Origin of the sequence: Gloeocapsa sp. PCC 7428 (genome assembly GCF_000317555.1) — a bacterium.
Classification (GTDB): Bacteria; Cyanobacteriota; Cyanobacteriia; order Cyanobacteriales; family Chroococcidiopsidaceae; genus Chroogloeocystis.
This window is the reverse complement of the sequence record NC_019745.1, coordinates 3,041,129-3,053,410: the sequence shown is the minus strand read 5'-3', so window position 1 is coordinate 3,053,410 and position 12,282 is coordinate 3,041,129. Positions and strand designations below refer to the sequence as shown.

The following is a 12,282-nucleotide window of genomic DNA, read 5'->3' as shown; positions in this document are numbered from 1 at the left end:
CAGCAGTTCATTTAAGAACAAGAGAGCAAAAGACGTTAGATCAAGCTAGCCCTCAATTATCAACTGTAGTGAGCTATAAATAGCAATAACTATGACACATCTCGCAGGATATCGGAACTTTCGCTAGAAATTTGAGTTTTTGCTGTTTGGAGTTTAACTGGATTTGTGCAGATTAACCACCCTCAGTAGAAGAAGCAGAGGAAGCAGGGGTGCAGAGGGAGCAGAGGAAGAATAGTGTTTTATATCATTCATCACTCATCACTGAAAACTATTGAATTAGGGTAAATGCTTACTTAAAGTGCGCTCTGCCCATTGGCTCAATCCTGGTAAACGCACAGCTTTACCTTGAATCAGTAAAAACATCAGCCAAAGACTGACTAGAAAATAACCCGAAGTCAAAAAGCTGTTTAAGATTAATAAGCGCAGTGCTAGAAACTCAGAAGTTTCCGCGCCAAAACCTATTAACAGATAACCTAACAACCAAGTACCTGCTAAGGTAATCGATAGACGGCTAAGCGCAAATTGTTCTTTGCTACCTTGACGGCGATACAAAGTCCAAAGCGATGGAAAAAAGCCAATCACAGGAATGAGATAGAACAATAGCAATAGACGGTTAGGAGGAGTTGGGAAGTGGGAATCAGCGAAGAGGAAATTATTATAAGGATCAGTCACAGAATGTGCAAATTGGTTTTGAGTCGGCTGCTGACGTTGAGAGGAAGTTACCGATGCATTGTCTAGTAACTTTGCGCTAGCGATTTGCTCGTGTTGAGCGAACCGACTGGGGCTATTCACCTTGATTCGACGATCGTTCATAACAGTTTTCAGAATCCTGAGGTAGAGGGATGAGTCAAAGCGATAGAGTTAGAGATAATAGGCTGCAAGGAAAAAGAAATTGAGTTTGTTCTATTTGGCAGTTGGTAAATGCAAACACGCAAACTCCTAAATTGGTGGCAGGTGATGACGCCGACTGGGCGGCTGTTAGCGATCGCGCTATTCGCTCCCCTGCTTGTTTTAAATGCTTTGGCAGTATCGACGATTTTTGATTACTTCCACTCGTTGATTGTGATTTTAGTCGGGGCATCACTGTTAGCATTTTTGCTGAATTATCCCGTTAGTTGGATGGAACGCCAAGGCGCAAGGCGCGAACAGGTTGCGGTTTTGGTGTTTTTGCTAACGTTATCGATATTGCTTGCGGTGGGGGTGACGCTCGTCCCCTTAGTATTGATGCAAGCCCAACAACTCGTAGCGCGGCTGCCAGAGTTAATTGATTCGGGGCGACATCAGTTGATGTTGTTGAATGAGTGGGCAGAAAATCAAGGTTTACCATTGAATCTTGATGCTTTGGTGGTACAAATTAACGATCGCGTCAAAGGGCAACTGCAAGCGATCGCGGTGCAAGTTTTAAATCTCGCGGTTGTCACGCTCACAAGCCTGCTAGACTTTTTGCTAACGATGGTGTTGGCATTTTACTTATTGCAGCATGGCGATGACCTCTGGCAAAGTTTAGTTCAATGGCTACCGACAAAGCTTCGTACTCCTTTTTCGCAAACATTACGCCTTAGCTTCCAAAATTTCTTTATTGGACAGCTGATTTTCGGTTTGTGCATGGGGTCTTCGCTCACGGCGATCTTTCTATGGTTAAAAGTACCCTTTGGGTTACTGTTTGGTATCACGATTGGTATTATGGCGTTGGTTCCCTTTGGGGGAACTGTGGGTATTGCCATTACCACATTATTGGTCGCATTGCAAGACTTTTGGCTAGGTTCGCGCGTTTTGATTGCGGCAGTGATTGTGCAGCAAATTTTAGATAACTTAGTAGCGCCGCGCATTTTGGGGAGTGTGACAGGTTTAAATCCTGTGTGGGTATTAGTTTCGGTCTTAACCGGAGCGAGAATCGGTGGTTTATTGGGTGTGATTGTCGCCGTACCGACTGCTGTTGTGATTAAAACGGCTCTAAGTGCGGTACGTTCTTCTGAACCCGAAGCAGTACATGATGTCCCCGCCGAACCAAGCCGTGATGCCTCGCAAACAACCGTAGAAGTCACGCAACAAAAAGCTGCTGAAGATCTTCCTCCGAAAGGTTCGTATCAGGTGTAGAAAGGTAATAAACAGGTTATTCCAGCAACTTCAGATTTTGTAGGATCTGTTGAGTAATGCCAATTCTTGCCTGTCGATCTTCAGGACGCGACATATCAATATTCATAGCCAAAAAGTAAACACGATCGCTGCGTTCGAGATAGCCGACATACCACCCCAGTTCTGGAGAAATATCCCACAACCAACCCGTTTTTCCACGCAATACGTGGTTGTCTGTTTGTTCATCAATCAAAATGTCTTTGACCGTGTCCATTGTTTTTTGGGAAAATGGCAGCTGATTGCGGTACAACTTCACCAAAAAATCAATCTGCTCTTTGGCACTAATGCGCAATTCGCCTTGTAGCCAAAATTGATCGATGCCACCGCTAATGTCTCGATTACCGTAATTCGTCAAGTTGATGTAGCATTGCATTCGTTCTTGACCGATACGCCTTGCCATCTCTTGATAGAACCAAATCACAGAGTCTTTAATCGCAGTTCGCATTGTTTGGTCTTTGTTCCAATCAGGAAACTTGCGGGTTACGCCATCCCATTTCAAAACTTGATTTTCGTCCTTGATTGTGCCAAGTTCAAGCGCAACCAAAGAGTTAAAAATTTTAAAAGTTGAGGCGGGAAGAAACCGCGTGTTGGCGCGGTCAGAATTATAGACAAGATATTGATCTTGCTGAAGGTCGTAGAGAATAAATGTGCCTTCAACTCCAGCTTGTTGAAAGTATTTACTAAAGTCGGATCGTTCTTGCCAACGTGCTTGAGTTAGCTGCTGCGTTCGCTGCTGATTTTTTGTTGGCAATTCAACACTGCTAAAATGCTCCGGTGAAGTCCAAGCGATCGCGACAACAAAAGGCAACAACCCCATAATTGGAGACATATTTGTACTTCCTTCATTGCTATAGCAAGACGTATTAAGATGAGGACATTTATAATCCTGAGTCTCCGTTGCCACAGTGAAAACCCCTGTGCGCGGGTTAAGAGCGTTGAGGGGAGTTTTCAAGACAAAGCTTTCAAAAAAGCTAATTGCTAATTGCTTGCGGTTCGACGATAGAACCCATAAATAAAACGGTTCCTGTTTGGTTATCGCGAATTGCACAGAAGAAAGGACGATTCACCGTCATCTCGAAAGGTTCTGCAACGGGTGCAGATACCGCCATCACTCTTCCCGATGTCACAGCCGCCGCTTCGGTTCCTTCTTCATTCACTTCGACAAAAGTTTTATGCTTGACTTCACTCAGCGCTAAATCGTCACCGACACCCGAAAAGTTGGCATTGTCTGCAAAGGCAACTCCCATACCTAAAGCTTTAAGGGTATCGTTGAGTGTTACATCATATTCCATTTGAAAACGCGGTAGCCGTACTGTGCCTTCACGCAAGTTAAATTGAGTTAGCCACTGTTCCCAGTTAGCCGAATTGAGTTGTTGATAAAAGTTTGATAAATTTGAGTTTTGACGAGGTAAGAAGACGTATAAACTGAGTCTGCCATTTTCGCCGTAGGGTAGGCTAACGGCTTGAAACTGTGGATTTTCGTAGTATCGGTATCTACCCGTTTGCGACATCAGCGGGTGTTGTTTCGGCGTACCGCTTGTTAGATAAAATGGCGCATCTGTTGTTTGGCTTTTGTCGAACTCGTCGGTCCATTGACCTTTAAAGTAAATCGCGTTGATCAAAAACAGCACATCTTCAGGATTAATCTCGTCTACAATCTGCTCAATTCTGCCATTCGTGTTTTGGTTTACCCATTGATTAATTGTATTTGTCGCATCGGGGGAATCAAAGTCTAAATTGCTGACTTGTGCTTTGTAAAAGCTTTGAGTTCGCTGTAAAAAATCGGGTCGGATGGGGTATTCTTGCTTTGCCCAAAGTGAGTTCGCGATCGCCAGTTGTACATTCGCATCGGGATTTGTCAGAGTATTGAGCAGCGCGGTGTTGGCAGCGTTAATATCTTGGAGGCTAATGCCTTGTACTTCTAGGGTTTTCGCCATTGCTTGTTGCGTTTCGCCACCAGCACCGTTGTAGAGCATTTCTAGCAGAATCGCGACACTAGTCGGTGAGAGGAAAATATTGCGATCGCTTTGTTGTCTCAAGATCTCCGAAAAGAGTTTAAACCCAAATCGTGTATTCGCTGCAACTAATTTGTTATCCACTGCCGATGGTGTCACTTGTATATTGTCGGGATCTTGACGATTCAAAGAGCGAGGCTGGGCGACAACCGAATCGATCGCATCGATTCTGGAACATCCCATGATTCCGAGAAAAATGATGCCTGTCGCCGCAAGGACATATCGTCTTCCGAGGCGAATTGCATAGCGTCTTAGCAGGAAAGGCTGCATTCTACTGTCACCATAGTTCTTTATGCGAACTATGCCATCGTTGTGGTAGCGATCGCAGCGTGGTTACGTTTTTTGCAACAACAGTTGTAGGAGGTTAATTTCTCACAGGTACACTCCACCACGCCAGCGCATAAGGTTGAACGGCGTGATTTACTTTTTGGCGAAACTGAACGCGGACTTTGTATCTACCAGTGTTGGGAACTCGACAAAAAACGTGTTCGACGCTATCGACTTCGCTTGTGGAAGTGCAAGTTGTATCAACAATTGCGCCGGAATCAGCATTAAGCAAGTAAAGGTCAAGGTTATTTAAACCGCGATCGCGAAAAGTTTCGCCTACGTCAAATCTGCCATTTTTGTTGGTATCGTTCAACTCTACCAAGCGATTCCAATTCAAAGTAACCGATACAAAACTACCTTGCTGTAATGGTTGCGCTAAGACGTAATCATGATGTGCTGTCGCATTAACCGTCCGATAATCCCAGCCAATCGCGGGTACAGGTCTTGCGGGGTGCCATTGACCTGCACTAAATTGCTGATAAGCGCGATAGGCATTAAGTTGACCTGTTCCCATCTGTGCTTGTAGGGGAATTGTCGGATCGCGGTAAGCGTCTGAATTTAACCAGTGCTGATTTTGTTTATCTAAAATAGTTTTGCTCATTCCTAGCAGTAATCCATTGCCTGGATCTCGGTATTTATCCGCCGAATTGAGCATTACGGCTTTCATGACTTCCTGACGCCGCGCATCTAAACTCCAGTTACGCTGACGCGAACTCAGTTGCTTGTCGCCGTATTCTTGTAGTAACGCAACCGTTGCGGTAACATGAGGTGCGGCAAAACTTGTCCCAGTGACTTGCGTCGTTTTACCATCTGGATTGAGCAACGTAATTTTATTTCCAGGAGCGACTAAACCGATCGCCCGCCGTGGACCTAAGTTGACTTCTCGACCGTTGAGTCTACCGCCAACGCCACCAGAAATCGCATCGCTTAAATTAGACACATCCAGCCGCGTGAAGATTCCTTGCCTGCGAGTGGTAAACGCAACGTTAATACCATTAAAGTTATCCGTAGGGATGGGAATTCCGCCTTTGCCTTGATTACCAGCGATCGCATACACCACATTGTGAACGCGGGCAGACCAATCGATGCATTGCGTCAGTAAGGCTTGACCATCTAAAAGTGCATTCGGTCGCGGATCGCGATCGAGCGTTTCGCCGAAGCTAAAGTTGATCGCGCGGACATCACCGCCGTTTTGCTGCGCAATGTGTTGTGCAGATAAACACTCTTCTGGCTGACCACCTGTTCTCAGCGAACCAACCGCAGTTGAATAAAGTCGCGCGCCTGGTGCGACACCTCGTACGGCTTTATCGGTACTAATCATCACACTCGCAACGTTTTGCGCGTGCGGGTCAATATTCGTGTTAGGTTTTGCTGGCTGGTTGCGCAAAAAGACACCTGCTAAACTCATGCGTTGATTGCGCACTACAGCTTTATCTAAGCCAAATTGTCCAGGACGTCCAATTTCTACTTGACCAATACCGATTTTGCGACCAATTAGGTTGTAAGGCGCACCGTGTAACCGCAATGCATTAATTCCTGCTTCTCCTACTGAGGTTGTTTCTAACGCGAGGACAGGAAGACTGATACAGGAAGCGCTTAGTCCTCCTACTAGCCAGACAAGTTTTCTTACCATTGATTTCTAAATTCACTCAGTTTTGGGCAAAAAAATATAATTAACTACTGCTAACTCGTTGATAAGATCTTGCTCCTCACTTCTTTATTTTGTAGCGAGTCTTTTAAGCCGTTGCATAAATTGATAAGAAATTTTGTTTTATTAGAGGTGCAATATTGCTATGAGAAGTTTTGGCGATCGCACGTTTAATACTAAAGATTTTGTTAAAATGCATACAATCGAGGAAGCAGGAGAACGAGTAGCATGACCCAAGCCAGCAAAAAGCCTATTGTAGTTGCTCCATCTATACTATCAGCAGATTTTTCGCGCCTAGGTGACGAAATTCGGGCAGTAGATGCAGCAGGAGCCGACTGGATTCATGTTGATGTGATGGATGGGCGGTTTGTTCCCAACATTACGATTGGTCCATTAATCGTAGAAGCGATTCGTCCTGTTACTCAAAAGCCGCTGGATGTCCACTTGATGATTGTGGAACCAGAAAAGTATGTCGAAGATTTTGCGAAGGCTGGAGCCGACCACATTTACGTTCATGCTGAACACAATGCTTCACCGCACTTGCACCGCACGCTCGGTCAAATTAGAGAGTTGGGCAAAAAAGCCGGTGTTGTTTTAAATCCTAGTTCTCCGCTAGAGTTAATCGAATACGTGCTAGAGCTTTGTGACATGATTTTGATCATGAGTGTCAACCCTGGCTTTGGCGGTCAAAGTTTTATTCCTGCTGTATTGCCTAAGATTCGCAAACTGCGTCAAATGCTCGACGATCGCGGTCTCGATCCTTGGATTGAAGTTGATGGCGGCTTAAAAGCAAATAATACTTGGCAAGTGATTGAAGCGGGTGCGAATGCGATCGTTGCTGGGTCTGCGGTATTTAATGCTAAAGATTATGCTGAAGCGATCGAGGGTATTCGCAACAGCAAGCGTCCGACTCCAGAATTGGCAACTGTTTAAAATTATAGTTTTCTAAAAAAAGAGAGCAGATCGTGGTTATGATCTACTCTCTTTTTGGTTATTAATGAGAAGGCACGATGCCTATTCTATACATTTATCACTTATGCAATCTTATAAAACCACGAGTTGGGGGGGCTTCCCCACATTCCCTCCATCGGGGGACGCCAGTCGCTACAACGGGGGGAACCCCCGCAACGCGCTGGCTCACGGTTGCGTCCCCCAAACCCCCTCCAAAAAGGGCTACTCGTGAAGTAGTGATTGTTTGGGGTAGCTATTGCCTAAGTTCTGACGCTGTTATTTGCGTTGACTACCTAACCATTTAGCCGCCGCGATTCCTAGAACAGCAGCAACTAGAGGATTGCTGAGGAACTTGATGATTCCTGGTTGCTCTGCCATGACTTCTTGGAAGATATCAGGATGATTGTGATAGACAAACGTAGCCAGCTTGCTGACATCATCTGCACTCATTTTGTTGGGATGATGCGTTGATAAAGCTAGCTGTTGTTCTAGCTGGCGATCGCTTAGTCCTCTTTCTTTCAGGTGCTTGAAGAACGCGCGGGCGACATCATCTCTTTCATTCGGCTTAATTTGTGCGATCGCTTTTTGCAATTCTGGCTCCATTTGGCTGGGAGGAATGCGATCGGGGTGCAAAGAACGTCCAAATAGTTGACGGCGTTCTGCGTGCGATGAGCGTTGTGCAAAATCATCAAAGTTTTCGTATTGGCGCTCGTTTGTTGATACTTCTTCCATTGTTTCGGTATCACCTTGCGCCAAGTCATCCATAATTTGGCGTTTGTATTGCTCGCTGTTATACATTTTTCCTCTCCTTGCTTAAATTGCGTTGTCGCGCATTGTGCTTTCAAATTTTCCTTAGCTAATTGCTCAAGCTAAGGATGAATCATCTACCGCATTATTGATACTTGATCTGATTCGATTGAGTGTCGTACTGAGCAGTCAGAATCAGTTTTTTATCAGGAGCGTACATCAAAACTGTTAAATCTTGATTTGGGAAAGTCCGATGAAAGCCTTGAAGTAATGATTTCGCTAAAGGTCTTACCTCATTAGGACGAACTTGTGGTGTAATAACGACACCCAATTTGTTTTGGTCGCGTACATAGGCATCTTGGACTAAACCTCTCCCTGTCTGGACTACCCAGTTGCCAAAGTCTTGTCCGGCGGAAGTGTTACCACGCTCTAACAAAGCATAGTTTCCGGTTGTGTCTGCGGCTGGTGGTAAACTTGTTGTTGGTGCTTTGGCATTAACTGCGCTGCTGCAAGCAACAGACATCGTAAGAACTAACACTAATGTTAGCGCTGTCAGAACTTTACGAAATCTCTGCATAAAATTCACTTTAATTTTCCTCCCATTTTTACAGAATTGCAAAGCTCATTGCTTATTTGAGTTCAATTTTATGAGACTTTATAAATGATGAAGGTCTAGAAAAACTAGACCTTTTAAGTTAATTAATTAGCAATTAGTCAAGCTTCTCTTTGACATTATCTTTTACGTCTTCTACACCATGACGTACTTCGCTTTCTGCTTGCTTTGCTTTGCCTTCTGCTTTATCTTGGGGATCTCCTGTAACGTTTCCCCAAGCTTCTTGAGCTTTACCTTCGATATTTTTACCAGTAGCTTTAGCTCTATCTTCTAAACTCATTTTTCTTCTCCTTGTTCCTAAACAAACTTTTCGTGTTATCTAGCAACCTTGAAGTTTGTTTGTGCTTACGTTTACAACTTATCCGAAATACGACAATGCAGGCTTCTGTCAGAAGACATATTAAAGTTATCAGTATAAAGAATGAGAAAAGTCGCAGTTTGTTTACGACTATGCCTAAATGAAGAGAATCATACTTATACACAAAAAAACTGGCATTTTTACAACACCAGTTACCAAGACGTCGCTATTAATTTTTAAACTAATCTATGTAACCCATAAGATCGTCATATTTTTCTAGGCTATTTGCAGCGATTGGGCGAATTCCAGATGTTGTAATTGTTTTAGAAAACTGTATTCCACTTGAAGCGATAGGACGAATACCCAGTAAGTCTATAGTGCTAGAAACCTGTAAATCACTCGACCCAATCGGGCGCACTCCGGCTAAATTAATTGTATCAGAAACTTGCAAATCGCTGGAGACAATTGGACGCACTCCGGCTAAGTTAATTGTATCAGAAACTTGCAAATCGCTGGAGACAATTGGACGCATCCCTAAAATATTAACTGTATCGCGAATTTCAAACGTGCTAGACGCGATAGGGCGCTGACCTGGTAAGGGGCTTGATGGAACGCGATCGCTTTTGATTTGCGTGGATAATTCTGAACTGGAATTTGCATTGCTAAGCGTTTCGTTTGCTTCAGCGGTGCTACTTGCAACCATAGTTTTATCCCTCTTGATATCAAATTTTTGTTAATAATTAGAAAAATTGTTTTTGCGATTGATTTTGAGTGTACTGGAAAAAGCATTATTTAGGTCTAAATAAGTTCACATGGTATGCATAAATAAAACTAAATATGTAAAGATAAGTAAAGGGATTCATAAAACTGTATGACAGAATTTTGTCTCCAAGCACCGTTTCAACCGACTGGCGATCAACCTCACGCGATCGCCCAACTGACTCGACACGTCAAACAAGGAAATCAGTACCAAACCTTACTTGGCGCGACGGGAACCGGAAAGACATTTACCGTTGCTGCGGTGATTGAAAAAATTGGGAAACCAACACTCGTGCTTGCGCACAATAAAACGCTCGCCGCACAACTATGCAACGAGTTACGCGAGTTCTTCCCGAACAATGCAGTAGAGTATTTTGTCAGCTACTACGATTACTATCAGCCGGAGGCGTACATTCCAGTCACAGATACTTATATTGAAAAGAGTGCTTCGATCAACGATGAAATCGATATGTTGCGACACTCCGCGACGCGATCGCTATTTGAACGCCGCGATGCGATCGTTGTTGCTTCGATTAGCTGTATCTATGGTTTAGGGATTCCCTCGGAGTATCTCAAAGCCGCAATTCCCTTGAAAATGGGAATGGAAGTCGATCAAAGACAGATTCTGCGCGATTTGGCTACGGTACAATATAGCCGCAACGATGTCGAAATGGGGCGAGGACGGTTTCGGGTACGCGGTGATGTGTTAGAAATTGGTCCTGCTTACGAAGATCGGATTATTCGCGTTGAGTTTTTTGGCGATGAAATTGATGCAATTCGCTACGTCGATCCGGTAACGGGTGAAATTATTCAAAGCTTGTCTGCGGTTAATATCTACCCAGCGCGTCACTTTGTTACACCAGAAGAACGCTTAGAAGCGGCGTGCGATGCAATTGAAGCCGAACTTAAGCAACGCAAAGCTGAATTAGAGCAAGCAAGTAAACTCTTAGAAGCCCAGCGCTTGGATCAGCGGACGCGGTATGACTTGGAAATGTTACGCGAAGTCGGTTACTGCAACGGCGTCGAAAACTATTCGCGTCACTTAGCGGGGCGTCAACCAGGCGAACCACCAGAGTGTTTGATCGACTACTTCCCTGACGACTGGTTACTTGTGGTCGATGAATCGCACGTCACCGTTCCACAAATTCGCGGGATGTACAATGGCGACCAAGCGCGGAAGCGAGTCTTAATTGAGCATGGATTTCGCTTACCCAGCGCCGCCGATAACCGCCCGTTAAAGGCTGACGAGTTTTGGTCGAAGGTTAATCAGTGTATTTTTGTATCAGCAACGCCAGGCGATTGGGAGATAGAACTTTCAGAAGGTCGAGTTGTTGAACAAGTGATTCGTCCTACTGGTGTTGTCGATCCGGAAATCTTTGTACGTCCTACCGAAGGGCAAATTGACGATCTTTTAGGAGAAGTGAAAGAACGCGTTGAGCGCCGCGAACGAGTTTTAGTGACAACTTTGACAAAGCGCATGGCGGAAGATTTAACAGAATATTTGCAAGATCAGGGAATCCGCGTGCGGTATCTGCATTCCGAAATTAACTCGATTGAGCGGATTGAGATTTTGCAAGAGTTGCGCCAAGGCAATTTTGATGTTTTAGTCGGGGTGAACTTGCTGCGCGAAGGATTAGATTTACCGGAGGTTTCCTTAGTAGCGATTTTGGATGCAGATAAAGAAGGTTTCTTACGGGCGGAGCGATCGCTGATTCAAACAATTGGTAGGGCTGCACGTCACGTTCGCGGACAAGCAATTCTATATGCAGATAATCTGACGGATAGCATGATCAAAGCGATCTCAGAAACCGAGCGACGCCGCGCAATTCAGCTAGAATACAATGAGAAACACGGCATTACACCGCAACCGATTGTCAAGCGCACCAATAATGCGATTTTGTCGTTTTTAGAAGTGTCGCGGCGGTTGAATTCGCAACAACTCGAAGAAGCTTACGAACAAGCCGATGATTTACCGTTAGCGGATATTCCAGAATTGATTACGCAGTTAGAAGCCCAGATGAAGGAAGCCGCGAAGAATTTGGAGTTTGAGGAAGCAGCGAAGTATCGCGATCGCATTAAGCATCTGCGCGATAAGTTATTGGGACATTGAGGGATATGCAGGGGTTTGGCATTGCCAAACCCTTACTTATGGTGGGATTGCGTTACCGATCGCTGACGGTGGGATTGCGTTACCGATCGCGTACAGTATGGTTGATGGTTGACACATTGTGGATTGTCTATGTTTGTTTGGCAGCAGAAGGAAGTTATCTGTCAAAGTCAGCGATTAATGTACAGTTTTGAGTACTGGACGGGGAATGCCTTACTCGATATTACGGGAACACCAGCGGAAATTGCCCAAGCTTTGTTTACTGCACCGTTTGTTGTCGTTTCGCATGGTATACAAGCCGATCCAATTTTCAACTATGGTAATCAGCAAGCATTAACACTGTGGGAGTTTTCTTGGGAAGAATTTACGACATTGCCTTCGCGCAAATCTGCTGAGGAGATGGTACAACAGGAACGCGATCGCCTACTTGCAGAAACAACTCATAAAGGCTATTGTCACTATTCTGGTGTCCGCATCTCAAAAACTGGCCAGCGATTCTATATCGAAGATGGGATAATTTGGAATGTTGTTGACGCTGAAAACCAAAAATGGGGTCAAGCTGCGGTTTTTTCTCGGTATAAATTTATCTAATTTGCCCTGTCGTTAATCTACATCAATAGAGGGGAAGGTGAGGTCATTATATAATTTTAAAGGTATTATCCCTGACCCCTGACCTCTGAC

At 44.6% G+C, this 12,282-nt stretch carries 13 protein-coding genes; 5 read left to right on the top strand and 8 right to left on the bottom strand.

The window, feature by feature from the left end:
• Nucleotides 1-276: 276 nt before the first annotated feature.
• Entirely contained in the window at nt 277-813 is a 537-nt protein-coding gene (locus GLO7428_RS13465; protein WP_015189105.1) for a hypothetical protein, read from the bottom strand.
• A 108-nt stretch (nt 814-921) separates the two neighbouring features.
• On the opposite strand from GLO7428_RS13465, the gene GLO7428_RS13460 reads away from it, so the two are divergent.
• Nucleotides 922-2,097, top strand: a complete 1,176-nt coding sequence (locus GLO7428_RS13460) for an AI-2E family transporter (RefSeq protein WP_015189104.1) — start codon at nt 922-924, stop codon at nt 2,095-2,097.
• Between the two features lie 16 nt (nt 2,098-2,113).
• On the opposite strand, the gene blaOXA is transcribed toward GLO7428_RS13460, so the two are convergent.
• From blaOXA to GLO7428_RS13445, 3 genes are all read right to left on the bottom strand, one after another.
• Nucleotides 2,114-2,965, bottom strand: a complete 852-nt coding sequence (gene blaOXA, locus GLO7428_RS13455; protein ID WP_015189103.1) for a class D beta-lactamase — start codon at nt 2,963-2,965, stop codon at nt 2,114-2,116.
• A 142-nt stretch (nt 2,966-3,107) separates the two neighbouring features.
• Nucleotides 3,108-4,421 (bottom strand): serpin family protein, encoded by a 1,314-nt coding sequence (locus tag GLO7428_RS13450; protein ID WP_015189102.1) that lies wholly within the window; start codon nt 4,419-4,421, stop codon nt 3,108-3,110.
• 94 nt (nt 4,422-4,515) lie between these two features.
• On the bottom strand, nt 4,516-6,111 hold the full coding sequence (locus tag GLO7428_RS13445; RefSeq protein ID WP_015189101.1) for a S8 family serine peptidase: 1,596 nt from the start codon (nt 6,109-6,111) through the stop codon (nt 4,516-4,518).
• A 243-nt stretch (nt 6,112-6,354) separates the two neighbouring features.
• Here GLO7428_RS13445 and rpe point away from each other — a divergent pair, with 243 nt between their 5' ends.
• Entirely contained in the window at nt 6,355-7,059 is a 705-nt protein-coding gene (gene rpe, locus GLO7428_RS13440; protein WP_015189100.1) for a ribulose-phosphate 3-epimerase, read from the top strand.
• 294 nt (nt 7,060-7,353) lie between these two features.
• On the opposite strand, the gene GLO7428_RS13435 is transcribed toward rpe, so the two are convergent.
• The 4 genes from GLO7428_RS13435 to GLO7428_RS13420 all read right to left on the bottom strand — a co-directional run bounded on the left by GLO7428_RS13435 (nt 7,354) and on the right by GLO7428_RS13420 (nt 9,438).
• A complete protein-coding gene (locus GLO7428_RS13435; protein WP_015189099.1) occupies nt 7,354-7,875 on the bottom strand; it encodes a hypothetical protein in 522 nt (173 codons plus the stop codon).
• 94 nt (nt 7,876-7,969) lie between these two features.
• Nucleotides 7,970-8,401, bottom strand: a complete 432-nt coding sequence (locus tag GLO7428_RS13430) for a hypothetical protein (protein ID WP_041918627.1) — start codon at nt 8,399-8,401, stop codon at nt 7,970-7,972.
• A gap of 133 nt (nt 8,402-8,534) precedes the next feature.
• Entirely contained in the window at nt 8,535-8,717 is a 183-nt protein-coding gene (locus GLO7428_RS13425; RefSeq protein WP_015189097.1) for a CsbD family protein, read from the bottom strand.
• A gap of 259 nt (nt 8,718-8,976) precedes the next feature.
• Entirely contained in the window at nt 8,977-9,438 is a 462-nt protein-coding gene (locus GLO7428_RS13420; RefSeq protein WP_015189096.1) for a hypothetical protein, read from the bottom strand.
• Nucleotides 9,439-9,606: 168 nt separating this feature from the next.
• Here GLO7428_RS13420 and uvrB point away from each other — a divergent pair, with 168 nt between their 5' ends.
• Genes uvrB through GLO7428_RS13410 form a run of 3 tightly spaced genes read left to right on the top strand, consistent with a single transcriptional unit; the run spans nt 9,607 to nt 12,192 of the window.
• Nucleotides 9,607-11,604: an excinuclease ABC subunit UvrB gene (uvrB, locus tag GLO7428_RS13415; protein ID WP_015189095.1), complete on the top strand. Its 1,998-nt coding sequence runs from the start codon at nt 9,607-9,609 to the stop codon at nt 11,602-11,604.
• A 5-nt stretch (nt 11,605-11,609) separates the two neighbouring features.
• Nucleotides 11,610-11,795: a hypothetical protein gene (locus GLO7428_RS28505; RefSeq protein WP_015189094.1), complete on the top strand. Its 186-nt coding sequence runs from the start codon at nt 11,610-11,612 to the stop codon at nt 11,793-11,795.
• Complete coding sequence (locus tag GLO7428_RS13410) at nt 11,782-12,192, top strand: MEKHLA domain-containing protein (RefSeq protein WP_231295487.1); 411 nt, start codon at nt 11,782-11,784, stop codon at nt 12,190-12,192. The genes GLO7428_RS28505 and GLO7428_RS13410 overlap by 14 nt, the downstream gene beginning before the upstream one ends.
• Nucleotides 12,193-12,282 lie beyond the last annotated feature (90 nt).

Coding starts and splice junctions, on each gene's coding strand:
- GLO7428_RS13465 (WP_015189105.1), bottom strand. CDS start 813: ATGAACGATCGTCGAATCAAGGTGAATAGCCCCAGTCGGTTCGCTCAA.
- GLO7428_RS13460 (WP_015189104.1), top strand. CDS start 922: ATGCAAACACGCAAACTCCTAAATTGGTGGCAGGTGATGACGCCGACT.
- blaOXA (WP_015189103.1), bottom strand. CDS start 2,965: ATGTCTCCAATTATGGGGTTGTTGCCTTTTGTTGTCGCGATCGCTTGG.
- GLO7428_RS13450 (WP_015189102.1), bottom strand. CDS start 4,421: ATGCAGCCTTTCCTGCTAAGACGCTATGCAATTCGCCTCGGAAGACGA.
- GLO7428_RS13445 (WP_015189101.1), bottom strand. CDS start 6,111: ATGGTAAGAAAACTTGTCTGGCTAGTAGGAGGACTAAGCGCTTCCTGT.
- rpe (WP_015189100.1), top strand. CDS start 6,355: ATGACCCAAGCCAGCAAAAAGCCTATTGTAGTTGCTCCATCTATACTA.
- GLO7428_RS13435 (WP_015189099.1), bottom strand. CDS start 7,875: ATGTATAACAGCGAGCAATACAAACGCCAAATTATGGATGACTTGGCG.
- GLO7428_RS13430 (WP_041918627.1), bottom strand. CDS start 8,401: ATGCAGAGATTTCGTAAAGTTCTGACAGCGCTAACATTAGTGTTAGTT.
- GLO7428_RS13425 (WP_015189097.1), bottom strand. CDS start 8,717: ATGAGTTTAGAAGATAGAGCTAAAGCTACTGGTAAAAATATCGAAGGT.
- GLO7428_RS13420 (WP_015189096.1), bottom strand. CDS start 9,438: ATGGTTGCAAGTAGCACCGCTGAAGCAAACGAAACGCTTAGCAATGCA.
- uvrB (WP_015189095.1), top strand. CDS start 9,607: ATGACAGAATTTTGTCTCCAAGCACCGTTTCAACCGACTGGCGATCAA.
- GLO7428_RS28505 (WP_015189094.1), top strand. CDS start 11,610: ATGCAGGGGTTTGGCATTGCCAAACCCTTACTTATGGTGGGATTGCGT.
- GLO7428_RS13410 (WP_231295487.1), top strand. CDS start 11,782: ATGTACAGTTTTGAGTACTGGACGGGGAATGCCTTACTCGATATTACG.